The sequence below is a fragment of the Streptomyces sp. WI03-4A genome (assembly GCF_033792105.1).
In the GTDB taxonomy this organism is placed as follows: domain Bacteria; phylum Actinomycetota; class Actinomycetes; order Streptomycetales; family Streptomycetaceae; genus Streptomyces; species Streptomyces collinus_A.
In genome coordinates this window covers 66,757-83,006 of record NZ_JARAUO010000002.1, presented here as the reverse complement: position 1 = coordinate 83,006, position 16,250 = coordinate 66,757, and the positions used below count along the sequence as shown (strand labels likewise).

The 16,250-nt window shown below is 67.3% G+C and carries 9 protein-coding genes and 5 pseudogenes; 9 read left to right on the top strand and 5 right to left on the bottom strand.

Annotated elements, in window-relative coordinates:
• The first annotated feature begins 369 nt into the window (after positions 1–369).
• The 4 genes and pseudogenes from PV343_RS03300 (at position 370) to PV343_RS03285 (ending at position 6,516) form a co-directional block, all read left to right on the top strand.
• Complete coding sequence (locus PV343_RS03300; protein WP_319145234.1) at positions 370–915, top strand: GNAT family N-acetyltransferase; 546 nt, start codon at positions 370–372, stop codon at positions 913–915.
• A 473-nt stretch (positions 916–1,388) separates the two neighbouring features.
• The gene (locus PV343_RS03295; protein ID WP_319145233.1) at positions 1,389–2,111 is read left to right on the top strand and encodes an ABC transporter ATP-binding protein; all 723 of its coding nucleotides are present in this window, start codon (positions 1,389–1,391) and stop codon (positions 2,109–2,111) included.
• Positions 2,108–4,342 (top strand): FtsX-like permease family protein, encoded by a 2,235-nt coding sequence (locus PV343_RS03290; RefSeq protein WP_319145232.1) that lies wholly within the window; start codon positions 2,108–2,110, stop codon positions 4,340–4,342. Before PV343_RS03295 ends, PV343_RS03290 begins: the two co-directional genes overlap by 4 nt.
• 1,297 nt (positions 4,343–5,639) lie before the next feature.
• A pseudogene (locus PV343_RS03285) lies at positions 5,640–6,516 on the top strand (IS5 family transposase).
• 15 nt (positions 6,517–6,531) lie between these two features.
• On the opposite strand, the gene PV343_RS03280 reads toward PV343_RS03285, so the two are convergent.
• The gene (locus tag PV343_RS03280) at positions 6,532–6,927 is read right to left on the bottom strand and encodes an Imm7 family immunity protein (RefSeq protein WP_319145231.1); all 396 of its coding nucleotides are present in this window, start codon (positions 6,925–6,927) and stop codon (positions 6,532–6,534) included.
• 548 nt (positions 6,928–7,475) lie between these two features.
• A pseudogene (locus PV343_RS03275) lies at positions 7,476–8,259 on the bottom strand (IS5 family transposase); the annotation flags it as partial.
• Positions 8,260–8,652: 393 nt separating this feature from the next.
• On the opposite strand from PV343_RS03275, the gene PV343_RS03270 reads away from it, so the two are divergent.
• Positions 8,653–8,781, top strand: coding sequence for a hypothetical protein (locus PV343_RS03270; protein ID WP_319145230.1), 129 nt, complete (start codon positions 8,653–8,655; stop codon positions 8,779–8,781).
• A 122-nt stretch (positions 8,782–8,903) separates the two neighbouring features.
• Here the strand turns inward: PV343_RS03270 and PV343_RS03265 are convergent, their stop codons facing one another.
• Together PV343_RS03265 and PV343_RS03260 are read right to left on the bottom strand one after the other, a co-directional pair.
• Positions 8,904–9,323: a hypothetical protein gene (locus PV343_RS03265; RefSeq protein WP_319145229.1), complete on the bottom strand. Its 420-nt coding sequence runs from the start codon at positions 9,321–9,323 to the stop codon at positions 8,904–8,906.
• A gap of 256 nt (positions 9,324–9,579) precedes the next feature.
• Positions 9,580–10,495 (bottom strand): annotated as a pseudogene (locus PV343_RS03260) (transposase family protein).
• 189 nt (positions 10,496–10,684) lie between these two features.
• On the opposite strand from PV343_RS03260, the gene PV343_RS03255 reads away from it, so the two are divergent.
• Complete coding sequence (locus PV343_RS03255) at positions 10,685–13,777, top strand: VCBS repeat-containing protein (RefSeq protein ID WP_319145228.1); 3,093 nt, start codon at positions 10,685–10,687, stop codon at positions 13,775–13,777.
• 149 nt (positions 13,778–13,926) lie between these two features.
• A complete protein-coding gene (locus PV343_RS03250; RefSeq protein WP_319145227.1) occupies positions 13,927–14,271 on the top strand; it encodes a hypothetical protein in 345 nt (114 codons plus the stop codon).
• A 368-nt stretch (positions 14,272–14,639) separates the two neighbouring features.
• On the opposite strand, the pseudogene PV343_RS03245 reads toward PV343_RS03250, so the two are convergent.
• Positions 14,640–14,736 (bottom strand): annotated as a pseudogene (locus PV343_RS03245).
• Positions 14,737–14,959: 223 nt separating this feature from the next.
• Here PV343_RS03245 and PV343_RS03240 point away from each other — a divergent pair.
• Positions 14,960–15,154 (top strand): annotated as a pseudogene (locus tag PV343_RS03240) (ATP-binding protein); the annotation flags it as partial.
• Positions 15,155–15,403: 249 nt separating this feature from the next.
• Positions 15,404–15,973 carry a GNAT family N-acetyltransferase gene (locus PV343_RS03235; RefSeq protein WP_319145226.1) on the top strand — a complete coding sequence of 190 codons (570 nt, stop codon included), beginning with the start codon at positions 15,404–15,406 and terminating at the stop codon, positions 15,971–15,973.
• Positions 15,974–16,250: the final 277 nt, after the last annotated feature.

Here is a 16,250-nt window from a genome sequence, read left to right as displayed (position 1 = left end):
AGATCACCGGCCTGCACTCCATGCCCTTCGACGCCGAGAACGAAGTCGACTTCCCGCGTTCTCTACGGACAATCAGAGGACGGGTTGGGAGCTTGATGATGCCAGCGGGCGATCAAGGGGCGTTCGCGCCCGATCCGGGTCAGCCCGGGTCGACCCCGACCGTGCGCATTCTGCAGCTGCCTGCCGCGCGGCGCCCACTTGCCACGGCCGGGCCCGCGGCCGGTGCTGAGCAGGATTTGGTGGCTCTCTGGTGCGGGGCGAGGCGCGTGGTCATGGGACGAGGCGCGATGTCCTGACGGGTGAGACGAGCGCGGGGCGGTGCTTGCGACAAGGCAGCGGGCCGGTCGGCAACCACGGCAGGATGGGCGCATGGAGCAACCTCTTGACGTGCCTGAACTCGCTGCTGGTGGATTCATGCTTCGGCCATGGCGTCTTTCGGACCTTCCGCTTGTCCGTGAGGCGTCGGAAGACGACCACATCCCGTTGATCACGACGGTGCCGTCGCCCTATTCCGAGGAGGCAGGCGTCGCGTTCATCGAACGGCAGTGGAACCGGGCGACCACGAGGGCTGGGTACACGTTCGCCATCGTGGCCTCCAACGATCGGCCGGTCGGCCAGGTGGGGCTGTGGCTGAGGGACCTGGCTGAGGGCCGTGCGTCACTGGGCTACTGGGTCGTCAAGTCGGCGCGTGGCCAGGGTGCCGCCGCGGCTGCCGTTGACGCAGTGGCCGGTTGGGCCTTGCGTGATCTGCGGATTCCCCGGCTCGAACTGTGGGTGGAGCCGTGGAACACGGCATCCATACGCACGGCCGAGCGTGCCGGGTTCCAGCGTGAGGGGCTTTTGCGGTCATGGCAGCAGGTGGGGGACGAACGCCGGGACATGTTCATGTATTCGCTGCTCAATGACGAGCGGTGACGTCTCTGGTCCCGTCGGCAGGCCACGGCAGGCCACGGCAGGCCACGGCAGGCCACGGCAGGCCCCGGGGGCGCGGCATGGCTCTGGCAGGCCACCCGCGGTGTGGCTCGAGCAGCGCCGCGACCGGGGACCAGTGGGGCGTCGACGCCTCTGGGCGGTCAGGCTGGGCGTAGGCCCGGCTGGTGCGCGTGCGCGGAGGAGTGGTGGGCCTGGCGAACCGCTCCAGCACCCTGCGTACCATCTGGGTGAAGACTGGCTCCTCTACATGCAACTCGAGCGACTCCGGCAGCTACATCCTGAAGGCGCGCATCGAGGAGCAGGAGCTCACGGGAACGGACAAGTACAGCTCCTGGAAGAGCTGAACACCGGCCCAACTGACCGACTCCTTTGACGGTCTAGTGCCCGCATCCCCCGGAGATTGCAGCTCTCCGGGGGATGCGGGCGTGCTGTCCCCCTTCCCCCAGAAAGTGCCCATGATTCACGCAACCCCCTTCACGGGACCCTCGACAGCCACGGCTCGACGCGTCCTCACAGCAGTTGGTCTGCAGTACGAGATCCCGGGCCGCACCCTGCTCGACTCGGCTGAACTCAGCGTCGAATCCGGTGAGTCCGTCGCCATCACCGGGCCGTCCGGCAGTGGCAAGTCCACCCTCCTGACGTGCCTGCTCGGGCTGGTCAGGCCCAGGGCTGGTCAGATCGAGATCGCCGGCAAGGACATCACGCGTCTGAGCCAGGGAAAGCTGGCAAGCCATCGCCGCGACACCATCGGCATGGTCTTCCAGTTCGCCGAGCTGCTCAACGAGTTGTCTCCTGTCGAGAACGTTGCTCTGGCTGCCCTGCTCAAGGGACGTGACAGGAAGGCCGCCTATGGGCGCGCGGAAGAGCTGCTGAGGGATCTGGGCGTTCCCGTGTTCCGCCGCGACACCGCTGACCTGTCAGGGGGCGAAAGGCAACGAACAGCGCTGGCTCGCGCTTTGATCAACGAGCCGGCCCTGCTTCTCGCCGATGAGCCTACTGGCGCCTTGGACGAGGACAACCGGGAGAGCGCTGCTGATCTGCTGTTCTCCCTTCCTGCGCGGTGGAACTGCGGGCTGGTCGTGGTGACTCACGATGCTTCGGTGGCGGCACGAGCGGACCGGCAGCTGGAACTGCGTCACGGGAAGCTGCTGCACCAGGGCGGGACGGCATCGGTATGAGACGACGCAAAGCAGCCCCCGCGAGGCTCACGAATGCCTCGCTGCGTATCGGCCGCAGCGCCGCCCGGGGCACGGAGAGCGGACGGCTGCGTCTGGTCGCACTGTGCGCCGCGACGTTCGCGGTCGCAGTCTCTTTGGCCGCATTCGTCGTCGTCGCGGCCACTTATGAAGGACGGGACAGCGTTCAGGCGGCTCGCAGTCCGCAGGTGGTGCCCCCGTCACATAAAGCTGAGGCGATCGCACGTTGGCAGGAGTCATTCGACACCATTGGTGGCGAACAGTACTCCGTCATCTACGTGGAACCGCTCACCGGCAACGCCACACCGCCGCCGGGCTTGCGTTCCTGGCCCGCCCCCGGACACTCCGCCATCTCGTACGGTGCTCTGGCGGCTGGTGCCGACGAAGAGATCGCTAGCCGCTACGGCTCGATGGACGTGCCGTTCGAGGCCGACGGCCTGGCGAGCATTGCCGAGCGCCTGATCTACGTGCGGCCCAGCGGCCACCTTGAAGAAGGCATGTACGTCAAGGGATGGGGTGGCGACTCTGCCGGAATGCCGTTCGGAGAGCCGGCATCCGTCCAGCCCGCCACAGGTTTCTACGTCCTGATCGCCGCGACATGGCTCACCCCCGCCCTCTGCCTCACCGTGATCGCCGCGCGGACTGGATCTGCGGCCCGGGACCGGCGCCAGGCCGTGCTGCATGCCCTGGGCGTGGGACGCCGTCACCGTCTGCTGATCGACCTGGGAGAAGCCGGGCCCCCCGTCCTTGTCGGCAGCGCCCTGGCCATCTTGACCCTGTGGATCTACCAGGGAACGAACTGGCCCCTGCCCGGCGTCAACTTCGTCATGACCGCACGCTATGTGCAGAGTCATGGCGCTTCGCTCTACCTGTGTGCCCTCGCCGCGGCCATCGCAGTGACAGCCGTAGCTATGACCGTGCAGCCTCGAGTGTCGGCGTCACCTCACATCCGGCCGATCGCACGTGACCGCCGGTCGCTCCTGCGCACCGCAGCCTGGCTGTGTCCGCTCGCCTTGGGCCTCGCCTTCTACGGGCCCTCGCTGCTCGGATTCGACGACAACGAGTTCCTCTTCCTGATCCCGTACACCGTGGGCGCCCTGCTCGCACTGTGCTCGCTACCCGCAGCACTGGCACTGCTCACGGCTCACTGCGGACGAGGACTGGCCTCCTGGGGGCGCCGGTACTCCAGCGCTTCGGCACTCCTCGCCGGACGCTGGCTTGCGACCAAGCCGGCTGCGCTCGCCCGAGTGATCGTCAGCATCGTCATGGTCATGGGAGTCTCCGCTCAGCTCTACACCTGGAACAACCGGGTCAGTCCGAGCGAGACCGGTGCACGCCAGGTTCAGCACCAGCTTTCGGACACCGTCATGAAGGTCGAAGGGATCGACAGGAACTCGAGCCAGCGACTCGATTCCTTCCTCAAGGCCCTGCCTGACGGACTCGCCGCACTGGCGGTGTACGAGCCGAGCGCTCCGGTGGCCGGGCAGCCAACCATGCGGATCAGTGGCTCACGGGCGGCACTGCAGCAGGCAGGTCTTCCTCTGCCGAAGGCTCATCAGCAGGTCAGCGTCACCACGGCCAACACCACGTCGCCGAGAGGAAGTGCTCTGGCCTCGGACACCACCTCGGGCCGCCCGACCGACGTGGTGACGACCGTGGGCACGGTGACGAATCCGGACGGACTCGCGTACCTGTACCTCGTAGCCCAGCCCGGCACGAAAGTGTCCGGACCCGACATCAAGCGAACGGCCAACGCTCGCCTGCTGCCCGGATGGACCGCGGATCCTCCTGGGACGGAGTGGACATCAGGTCTCGCCGTCTACCAGGAACAGGGATGGTGGCTTCCCCTGTTCGCTCTGGGCACCGTTGCCCTGCTGGCCTTCACCACCTGCCTTGCCAGCATGGCCGAGTTCCTCCGGTTCGGTCGCTCCATGGCACCGGTCGTAGTGATCGCAGGCAGCCGCAGAGTTTTCGTCCGCACGACCTTGCTGGTCTTCCTCGGTGGCTTCACGATCGCCGTGGCGGCCGGCGCCGGTGCAGCTCTCCTACTCACACTGCCGATGCTCAAGCCACCGATCAACGCGCAAGGCGTGCCCCCGGCCCTGGCAGGCACCGCCATCGCCATCGTCATGGCCACCGCCTGTGTCATCACGAGCTGGTCCGTGTGGATCACCCTTCGCGAGACAGGGCGCTGGCGGCCCGCGGGGGAGTAACAAGCATCCAGCGCCACCGCTTCTCGTGGAGCAGATACCCGGGCTGACGCGTCGGCACGGTCAGCGAACCGAGAGGCTGCGGTCGACGCTGACCGCAGTCAGTCTTGCGCTCGCGGGCCGGGCCGGTGCCCGCCTGACCGGTGTCCTCGGGGTGTCGGTCAGCCGCAGCACGGCGCCAGGTACCGGAACTCGGCCATGCTCGGCTTGAAGCGCTCCCAGCCCAGCCGGCCAGACGGCCTCAGCCACTACTCAGCGTGCACACAACACAAAACCTGAGCCAGAGCCACTTCACGTGAACGAAGCCAGGTCGCTGACCCGACGCGTCGACCCCGCTGCTCGCGGGCGTCGGCATGACCGGGACGCGAGCCTTCCCGGCCACTACGTTCCGAGTGCAAGTTCCTGTTGCACAACGGCTGGTGACCGCCCGGAGGGCGCCCTGTCCAAGCGCGGGGCTCCGGCACGCGACTCCGCCCGGTGCCGAGGAGAGGCCGAGAACCAGGAGGCTAAGGCAGTCTGCCCGCAGGATGCGGCAGCGTTCCACGAGGATGTCGGGATCCTGGCCGGGGAGAGCGATCGCCAGTTCCGCGAAACAGGCCCCGCGCGTGTCCCGGGCGGCGCGTAATGGCGCAAGTAGTCCCGCACCTCAGGCTCGAGTCCCGACAGGTCATCACCGTTGAGCGAACGAAGATGCACACCAGAGGATCGCGGCCTCTTCTCCTCCAGATCGTCGAGATCGGTCTGCGTCTCCTCTCCATCGCGCCGTGCCTCGTACTCGTAGGCGTCGTAGAGCCAGGAGTGCACCACGAACAACCTCACCCGAAGGGCGCAGGTAGAGGTACCAGATGACGCAGTCCTGCTGATCGCGCAGGAAGCGCACGAGGAACGTACCAGGCTCGACCGGACTGGGCAGAGGCTCCGAGATATCGGTCCAGCAGCCAGTCACCGAGACCACCTCCAGCGAGCAGTGCAGCGTTGTCGGTGGACGTGAACATCGCGATAGTGCGCGTGGATGTGTGCTGCATGTGAAGGGTGCCGAATGCCCGGGGTGCGGTCCACAACCCCGAACTGTCAGCCACACCGAACCAGGCACCCGTCGCGCAACATCCTGGCAAGCGAACCGGCGGACCCTCAACCGCAGTACGACGCCCCGTCCGGCGCTGGGCACATCAGCGGGATAGCGGCGCAGGTAGTAACCGTGATCTCGGCTCGACCACGCCCCGGCCTGGGAACGGGACCCGGCCTAGGGTCTGTCCGGCGGATCATGAGTGTTTCGGCTTGCCCGGCCGTGTAGTTGGTCGTGGGCCGTGGTGATCTGACGAACGAGGAATGGCGCCGGCTTGAGCCGCATCTGCCCCTCTGCGGACGGCGTGGTGGGCGGTGGGTCAGTCACCGCCGGGTGATCAACGGGATCCTTTTCCGTGAGCGGACCGGGATCCCATGGCGGGATCTGCCGGAGAGGTTCGGCAGGTGGAAGACGGTTTACGAACGGCACAGACGGTGGTCCGCGGACGGCACCTGGGACCGGATCCTCCAGGCTGTCCAGGCTGATGCCGACGCCGAGGGCCGGATCGACTGGAGCATGGTGGGCGTCGACTCGACGTGCTGCCGTGCCCACACGCCGCCGGAGCCCGCAGGAAGACACCCCGCATTCCGAAAAAAGAGCCACACCCCGGCAGCATCGCCCCGACGAGGGACTCGGAAGGTCCCGGGGCGGTCTGACGAGCAAGATTCACCTCGCCAGCGAAGGTGGTCGCAGACCTCTCGCACTGCTGATCACCCCCGGCCAATGGGGCGACGCACCACAGATGATCCCCGTACTCGAACGCATCCGAGTGGCCCGCAAGGGCGAGGGGCGCCCGCGCACCCGGCCGGGACACCTGAGCGCGGACAAGGCGTAGTCCTCCCGCAGGAACCGCCGCTACCTGCGCAGACGCCATATCAAGCACACCGTTGCCGAGCCGAAGGACCAGAGGGCCAACCGTCGGCGCCGAGGGAGCCGCGGGGGCCGGCCCACTGGGTTCGACAAGGGGCAGTACAAGCGCCGCAACGAAGTCGAGCGGACGATCAACCGCCTGACGAGCTTTCGCGCCGTCGCGACCCGCTACGACAAGCGAGCCTACGTCTTCCACGGCACCGTCACGGTGGCCACGATCCGCCTCTGGCTGCAAGCGTGACCCGTCAAAGACGCCTCAGTCGGTGAAGGGATCCTCCACCGTTGGGGTGCACGGAGACAGCAGCGCCTCCGTGTGCTGCGTGACCACGCCGCGAACGAGCCTGAGCACGATTACCTCGTTTTCGTGGCCCGGATCCTCGTCATCGCGAACGTGGAGGAGCCCATAGGAACCCGGGGCAACTACGGCCACATGCTTGAACAGTTCGACAACGTCGGGCGACGAACGGTGATTGGAGTAGCCACCAAGGTGGATGAACGGCTCACCGTTCATCCACCGGAGGTCAAGCAAGTACGGGCTGTCCATCTGGGCGATGTGAAGCTCAAGCTCATCGACGATGCGCCGCAGACGCGCCTCGTCGTCGTCCTCCGCTGCGCTCGCCCTGACCGTGATCCAACCGTGGTACTCAAACATCCAGTGATCGTAGTGATGACCTGCCTAACGTGCCGATCGCAGCATGATCCGCCAGACACGCCTCAGAGGGTGTTTCTGATGGCGGACTGTTGGTCGCTCGAAACGGGTGGTCTGCCTGAAGGACTGGTCGGTACGGTGACCCGGTGTGCTTCTACGCCATGACCTACTACAAGCTGCACTACGCGTGTGTTTCGTGCCGTGTCAGCTTCAAGCAGCATGCCTTTCCTCAGCGCGAGCACGTGTGCCCAAACTGTTCTCAGCCCCTCATTTGCGCTGGTCATGACTTCGCTCCGCCGCCCAGGCGTGATGTCCACGCGTGGTCTGTGGTGGCTGCGGTGCTGGGTGAAGGGCTGCGCTACGAGGGGCTATCGGTCTGCGGGTGTGGCAAGGAGCCCAAGTACCGCCCGCGGACACGATCCGAGCTGCGGGTGCGTCGGGTCGTTGCCGCAAGGGACGGGCTGCCGCTGTCCGAGACGTTGTCCCGACCGGACCCTCTGACCCCGTCGGCGGACTGACCTAGCACCTAAGCATGTCAGGCGGCGATGTCCGACGAGGGCTGCTGCGACGCCGACGAAGGCCAGGAAGTGCTCGGGCTTGCGCTCGTATCGACGGTGCAGGCGCCGACAGCCAGCCAGCCAGGACACTGTTCTCTCCACGACCCAGCGGTGACGGCCGAGCCGGTTCGACGATTCGGTGCCTTTGCGAGCAATGCGAGGGGTGATGTTCCGCTCTCGAAGCCATCGCCGCAGGTGGGCGTAGTCATACCCCTTGTCGGCGTGGAGTTTGTCGGGCTTGCGTCGACGAGGGCCGCGGCGGGAGCGGACCGGAGGGATACCGCAGATCAGTGGCTTCAGAGCCTGACTGTCGTGAAGGTTGGCGGCCGAGATCCCCAGGGACAGCGGAAGTCCGTTCCGGTCCGTGATCAAGTGGATCTTCCATCCGTTCTTGCCGCGATCGGTCGGATTCGGTCCCGTCAACAGCCCCCTTTTGCGGCGCGAATACTCACCGAGTCGATCGCGCAGCGGGACCAGTCCAGCTCACCACGGGCTCCCAACTCGTCCAGGATCACACGGTGTAGCCGGGCCCACACCCGTGCGCGGCTCCACTGGGCGAAACGCCGATAGACCGTTTGCCAGCACGGGCCGAACACGGGCGGCAGTTGCCGCCAGGTTCAGCCGGAGGTAGCGACGAAGATGATCCCGGCCAAGACCTCGCGATCGGCAGCTCGCCTTTCCCTCCGCCCTGCGGGCGGACTACCTCGGTCGGCGGCACGACCCGCCGAAACAGTTCCCACAGCTCCTCCGGCACCAGCCGCTCTACAAGGCCTGCCATACCCCGACAACGACATGGACCCACCATCAGAAACGGTGTCGTAGACCCACATGTAGCCGGCCACCGACTGAGCACTCATCCGTACCGGGCTGAGACTTCAACGAGTACGGCGGCATCTCGTTCACTGCGGAACAGGTTCGCCGGCACCACCGAGCCATTGAAAGGCGCCCGTGAACCCGGTGGAGTCAACAGGCGGCAGGCTCTCGCAGTGGTAGTACTCATAGGTGGACCGGCAGGGTCGGTAAGCACCCAGGTCGGTCGCACACCAAGCCGAGTCGAAGCCGACCGAAGTCATGTCAGGACCGAGTCGTCCACCAGGCATCGGCCCCCATGGATCACCGTCAGCGGGTTGTCGGCGTCAGCATCGCACTCCCCACCGACACTCCCTGACGGGTGGCCAGGCCCGCTCTCTCCGGTCAGCAGTCCGGCGCGCAGCGCGGGCCGCCGGACCTCCTGCGGGGCATCCTGCTCGGCCCGGTTCCGGGCACGTTCGTCTGTACCCAGTTGAGCACGTTCACCTGAACGCCGACACCAGCGGCAGCGGCGCCGCCGGGGGCTCCGGACGCGGGCCGAACAGGACCCGGAAGGTGCCCCGCCCGCGCCCGCGCGTCGCGCGAAACCTTCGGGCGGACTCCGAGCCGTGATCATTCGCGCGTTGCTGCAGCGGTGATGCCGGCCTGCCTCAGCTTGCGAGCCAGGTGCTCCATCTCCGGAAGCGTCCCTTCGTACTCACCGGTCACCACACGACGGGCCACGGCCTTCGCCGTCGGCAGGTCGATACCGAGCTCAGCCCGCAGCACCCGCATCACCGCGACAACCGTGGCCGACGAACCGCTCACGCGCAGCCGCCCAGGTCCGTGCTCGGAGAGCATCTGGTCCCGCCGCTCCCACGGCACCGTGCCACCGCACACCGCTGCCGCACCTCCACAGGCGGAACACGTCGCCTCGACGTCCCACCGCAAGCGGCCGCCGACGAGGGCCTGCGTCCCCCGACACGCCATCTGCGCACCGCAGTCCGGACACACACCGACGTACGAGACGGATTCGAAAACCATCTGCTCCATGCCCACCCCCAGCTCAGGCGAGATTAAGCGACGGACTCAGAGGTGCCGGGCCACCCTTGGGGATGGGTGGGGGCGGCCCGGCTGGTAGCGGCTTCCGGCTCCACCGACACTGCCCCCGCCGGGGCCAAGCCCCGCAATCCCCACCACGAGCGGGCGGACGTGCGACGGCCCGAACCTACGGCGCATGGCAGGAGGTTTAGCGAGTTGGTGCGTGATAGCGGGGCGGGTTGTGTTTGGCTTGGTCGTGGCCGGTTTTTCAGGCGTTGATGGTGCGGTCGGAGACGAGGCCGGCGATGGCTCGGTAAGTGTCAGGCAGGCGGTCGCGGCGGTGGGTCCAGCGGGTCAGTTGCTTCCAGCGTTTATGGTCGGCGAGGGCGTGTTCGACGGTGATGCGGTCGGAGGAGTGCCCGTGGCGGTCGCGTTCCCACTGCTGGACTCTGCCGGGTAGTGATCCTGGACGCGGTTTTCTGGGCGGTGTGATCGCTTGTCCGCGGTGGTCGCGGCTCAGGCCGAGGTAGCCGTCGTCCAGGAGGACCTCGACGTCGGGGCAGTGCTGGAAGCAGCTGGCGATGCCTTCGTTGCGGGCGGCCGTGGCATCGTGCACACGACCGGGCCGCAGGGCGTCCGTCCATAACGTGCGACCCCGCCAGTCAGCGATGACGGTGGCCTTCATCGTGTTCTGCTTCTTCTTCCCGGAGACGAACGCACGCCGTCCGCCGCGTCCGGCCGGGGGCCGGCGGACCTGGATCTCGGTGGCGTCCAGCCGCGGCTCGATGCCTTCGGCCTGGGCGTAGGCGAACACGTCCGCCAGCGTCCGGAAGACGCAGGCCGGGACGGTCGGGAACCGCGCACCCCCGCTCCGCCAGGAGCGGACGTATCTCTGTGATCGCACGGGTGATGGTGGAGCGGTCGACGCCGAACAGCAGCCCCAGCACGGAGTGCGGCAGGTCGTGCCGCAGATGGATCAGTGTGGCCACCAGCCGGTCGACGAAGACCAGCTGGTGACGGGCGCCGGCACCCGCGGCCCGCTTCCTGGCCCCACCCCGCGCAGCATGACGGCGGCCCTTCAGACCGGCCTGCCACGACACAGCCAACTCCTCGATCAGACGCGCGAGATGACGCCGAGAGATCCCCGTGAGCAGCCGATGTGCCAGCACTGTCCGATTGACCATGATCGCCACAGACGGATCATGCCACCGGCCAGGCACGACGCCTCACCCGCTATAACGCACCAACTCGTTAAGAGTCTGTGAAGGCCATGTAATATCAGGCGACTTCCGAGGGGGACGGACCAGGCCGGGGCCGGGGAAGAACGTGAGCGGCGTGCGTCCCCCCAGGTGCTGTTCGGGGAGGAACCCACTTTGGCCAGCCATGCTCATGTCCACCACTCCCGCGCCGGACGGGCGGCGGTGGCCGTCGCCGCCTCCGCCGCGCTGGTCGCTGCCTTCGGGCCGTCGGAGGCCGTCGCGGTCGGCGAGGCGCTGGAGACTGTCGTCCCGGCCACCTACCGCAGCACGAATGCGGTGGCCTCACTCACCAGTCCAGACACCCGCACCGGTGGTGACGGAGCGGGCGCGCGGGGCGTCTTCCATCGGCTGGAGGGCCATCCGGGTGCGGTGTGGACGCGGTACTCGGACGGCCGGACCTTCGACGAGCCGTCGACACTGGCTGGTGGACTCCGTCAGGGCACCGGCAGTGACGTTCTCGCCTACAGATTCAGTGATGGCCGGATCGGCCTCTGGAACGCGGTCGACGGAACCACGAGCGTGCTCCGTGTCCCCGAAGGCCACACCCTGTACGGCATCTTCGGCAGCACCCTCGCGACCTACCAGGACGTCACCGCCGAGGACGGTACGGTCACCCGGGTCCAGCACCTGCTGACTCCGAACCCCGACGGCAGCATGCGTGACGTGACAGTGAAGGGCGCGCCGGAGGGCATGAAAGTCGGCCGGCCGGTGCGCGGCGACAGCTCCGGGCTGTTTTTCTTCGCCGACCTCGACGGCTCGCGCCTGGTCGAGGTGGACCCGGAAACAGGCCGGCTCGGGAGTCGGACGCCTGTGCTGCACGACTCCACCTTCGTCAAACTCTCGCCCGAGCACCTCGTCGCCTACGCCGGCTCGGACGCCACCAAGGCCTACGTGTACTCCCGCGCTGATCTGTCGGCCGCCCCGACCGAGGTCACCCTGGACAGCACGACCGGCAGCGACACGGCCGACGACCTCTCCGTCGTAGGCGACTGGATCGTCCACCGGCCGGGCGGCAAGGCGCAGGTGACGGCCGTACCGATGGCGGGCGGCGCCCCGGTCACCCTCGTCGCCTCCTCCAGCAGCGGGGTATCCGCCGCCCCCGACGGCACCGCGCTCGTCATCGGCCGCACCGACGCCGACGACTGGGGCGTCCAGCGCATCCACCCCGGCGCGGACGGCAGACCGGTCGTCACCATGGTCAAGACGCTGCCCAAGCCGCCGTACCCGATCCAGGGGCTGTCGCTGGACCAGGGACGCCTGGTCGAGGCCGATGCCAGTGGCGGCACACGGGATACGTACGGGCGGACCGTCTCCGCGACCGGAACGCCGGAATTCGGAGCGCGCACGAACTACGACGGCACCGCCATGCAGCTATTCGGCTGCCCGGCGAAGGATGTCGGCTGCTCGCAGGTGTTCGGCACCGCGGCGGAAGCGACGGTGTGGCTGAACCGCGAGTCCGGGGACTACGACCTGCTCCGGGTCGACGGCCCCGGTTACGGTTGGTGGGAGCGCGGGGTACCGGCTGACGGACGGATCACCGACGTCTCCGGCGACTACGTCCTCTACGCCACCGCCACCCAGCAGTACGTCTACAAGATCGGCGACAGCTCACCGGCCAAGGTCACCCGCGCTCCCGGCGCCGCAGCCCTCTCCGGGGACCTGCTCTGGACGGCCGGCGCGGCCGCCGGTGAGGTCACGGCGTTCGACCTGAGCACGAAGAAGACCGTCGAGACCCTCATGCTCGACACCGGCTGCGTGCCCACCGAACTCCAGGCGCTCGGCCGCTACCTGTACTGGACCTGCGGCGACCGGGCCGGGGTGTACGACCGTACGACCAAGACGTCCGTGCCGGTGCCGGCCGACGAGGCGAAGCTCGGGGACGGGTACGTCGTCACGCACGACAAGCGGGCCGGAAAACTGGTGCTGACGACCGTCGCTGACGCGACGCCGGTCAGCCGGGTCATCGGCGACCTGCCGGACACCGGCGTCTCGCAGCGCGACGTGCGCTGGACGGTCGACGAGTCCGGGCCGAACGCGGCCTACGTCGACCGCCAGGAGCAGATCCACCTCGTACCGTCAGGTGTCGCCCAGCAGCCGCTGCGGCTGCTCGAGCCTGCTCAGAACGCGTCCTCGGTCACCCCGCACCCGGTCGACACCACGGCGGACACCCTGACCAGGGTGCTGCTGTCGAAGCCGGCGGCCGGCTGGCGGCTGGCCGTGCGCTCCAAGGCAACCGGCAAGGTCGTCGACAGCGCGAACAGCACCGCCGTCGCACGCGGCGAGCTGAACGTGCCCTGGTTCGGCATGAACCAGGCCGTCCCCGGGGACGTGCCGCTGCCGAACGGAACTTACGCGTGGACGCTGTCCGTCGCCCCGGCCGACGGGGTCGGCGCACCGGTCGAGGTGAGCGGCTCCGTCCGGATCGAGGCGGGCACCCCGGTGCGTCACGACCACATCGGTGCCGACGGGTTCGGTGACCTACTCACCCTCAACTCCTCGGGGCTGATGACCTTCCACCAGGGGACGGGCAAGGGCACTTTCTCCGGGAAGGCCGCGGGGGGCGGCTGGTCGACGAAGGCGGTGGCGGTGCCGTTCGGCGACCTGGACAAGGACCGGTGCAACGACGTGCTGGCACGCATGAGCGACGGCTCGCTGCGCGGCTACAAGGTTCCCTGCGAGAACGGCCTGGGCAGCGGGATGCCGTACACGAAGCTCGGCACGGGCTGGAACGCGTACGACGTGCTCACCTCGCCCGGTGATCTGACCGGGGACTCGCGGGCGGACCTCCTGGCGCGCAAGGCGTCCACCGGTGACCTGTACCTGTACGCCGCCAAGAGCAACGGAACGCTCGCGGCCGGCAAGAAGATCGCCACGGCCTGGAAGGGCTACAGCAAGGTCGTCGGCGCGGGAGACCTGAACGGCGACGGGATCGGGGACGTCCTGGCCCGGGACAAGGCCGGCATGCTCTGGCGCTACACCGGCGTCGGCAACGGCAGCCTGAAGGCGCGCGTGAAGCTCTTCTCCGACTGGGGCAGCTCGTACGACGCGATAGTCGGCGTCGGTGACATCACCGGCGACGGCAGGAGCGACCTGGTCGAACGGGACACGGCAGGCAACCTGTACCGCAACGCGGGCGACGGCAAGGGCTCGTTCGCGGCTCGCGTGAAGATCGGCACTGGCTGGCAGGGCTACAAGGGTCTCTTCTAGCCCTGCGCATAGGCACGTCATGCCCCCGGCGAGAGAATCGCTGGGGGCATGAGGGGTTGAGGGAACATAGACGTCGAGAACGTCCCGCAGCAGTTACGGGACGACCTCGCCGCGTCCTGCCTGTCAGTGGTGTTCGCCATCATGGAGCTATGGCCAACCCGAACCTGAGAACCGGCAGTATCTGGGGGCTCCACCGCGGCGACCAGGCGATTGCCCGGCTGACCGTTACCGATGTCGACATGCCGTGGACCCACGCGGAAGTCGAGACGCTTCCGGACTTCGAAGAGTTCCGTCCTGTCTTCGCCGAACAGGAACGGGCTGTCGACGCAGAGGACTGGGAACGGGCCGATGCCTGCTACACGCGAATCCGTGGATCACTAACCATGACGTTCCCGGACGGCAGCCCGGTTGCTGAGTTCATGCTGTACATACACGATGACGGCACCGCCGGCTGGCGCTGGTTCGACGAGCCCTTCGACGCTTCGAACCAGTGACGTGCTGGGTGCGCTGCTTCTGGCATGAAGACGGCATCGGGTTCTACCTCGAGCTGGACAGCGATAGATATGTGATCACATTCGGGAACGACCTCAAGGATCCCCATCTGCTGATTGCTTCTGAGTCGGCCAACTCCTCGAAGTCGGACAGCGAGCCAGCTGACTGGAAGCCCACCAATCGTGCCTTCTGGTGCACGTATGCCGAGGACTACACGCGCGTCAAGTCGGTATGGAAGCTCACCACCACCGGTAAGGAGAAGGCAGCGCTGTCCTCGATACTCGCCCCTGCACCGACTGAGCTGATCTCGTGGCCAGGCCCCGCGCTCACCACCGGCCAGTGCGGTGGTGAGCGCGGGGCCGCAAAGATGCGGAGAGGGCAGGATTCGAACCTGCGTGGACCCCTGCTGGGATCCGACCGCGAGACATGCTCGTTGGTCCCCGATCAACCACTCCGGGCACCTCTCCTCGTTCCCAGCCCCGCTGATCCCCTGGAGCTGTTCACGTGAAAAGAGTGGCAGGGGTTCCTGACGGACGACTGATGCGACTCTGACAAGGCCCGATGCGACCGGCGCGCGCCACACTGCTCGCCGGCACAACCCGTACAAGCAGGAAGCCTCAGCTCGCCGGAAAGCCTGGCCTTTCAGATCGTGGATCGCATCATTCGGCCAGGGAAGGCTGCGTCTTTTCTTCGGAGCTGCTGTTCCAGGTCCTCACCGAGCGCGAGGAGAAGAACAGCGTCGCCATCGCCTCGAACGAGTCGTTCGGCGGGTGGACGAAGACGTTCACGGACCCGCGGCTCTGCGCCGCCATCGTCGACCGGCTCACCTTCAACGGCACGATCATCGAGACCGGCACGGACTCCTACCGCCTCGCCTCCACATGAGCGAAAGCAAACGAATCCGCCAAGGCCGGCTGACCTGTCCCTCGGAGCCTCCAACGTCCACCGTTCTTTCGGACGGCGGACCGCTCACCGTTCGTTGACGATGCGACGGGACCAGACGGGCGACCTGCCGAGGCCGCAACAGTGAAATCCGTTTGCGGCGCCGCGAGTTCGCGGTCACGCTGGCGACCATGATCTCGCCGATTCGTGACCACGCGCCGTTGAACACCACGACGAACGAGGACCACGAACGTGACCCGCATCATCCGTGACTACACCCACGCAGACGAGGCGTCATGGCTCCGCTGCCGGGTGCTTTCCTTCCTTGACACGCCCTACTTCGACGACGTTCATCAGACGAAGCCACAGATCCCTGCGCCAGGCTTCGAACTGGTGGCCACGGACGAATCCGGGACCATACTCGGCGCCATGGACGTGACGGTCGACGGCGACCTGGCCACCATCGACACGGTTGCCGTCCACCCGGACCATCAGCACCAAGGACATGGCCGAGCCCTCCTCGCAGAAGCCCAATCTCGCGCCCGTGCTCTACGCCTGAACACGCTCGACGCCTGGACTCGAGACCTCCCCGACACCCTGCGCTGGTATCGAGCCATGGGCTTCACGGAGAGCAGCCACTACCTGCACGTCTACGCGAATTACTACACCGAGCCCGGCGAACCGGACCGGGCTATAGGAAGCCGGCGCCCGGGACTGAAACCGATGGCTGCCTTCCTGCACGCCAGCCTTGGCGATGAACAGCAGTTCAGGGACGAGTTCTCCCGCGTCCACGTCTGCCGTCGGTTCACCCTGGTCCTCTGACGAGGCGCCTGCCCTTCAGCCCACGACCGTCACCGAACTGCCGTCGTTTCCCAGTGAACATCCAGCGAGGTTGTGATCACTCCCTGCCGCCCAAATTCATGAACAAACGCTGTCACTTGAAGTGAACGAAGCCACCGCAAACTCGGCAGGCTCGGCAAGGAGTACCAGCGCCGTCGGCGTCCGGCCGCCGATCAGCAAGGAGGGCGGGCAGGCCGGGGCCAGGCCCCGGCCGCCGGCGGCCGCCGGACGACGCGGGTGACGGGCGGGGCTTGGCGTC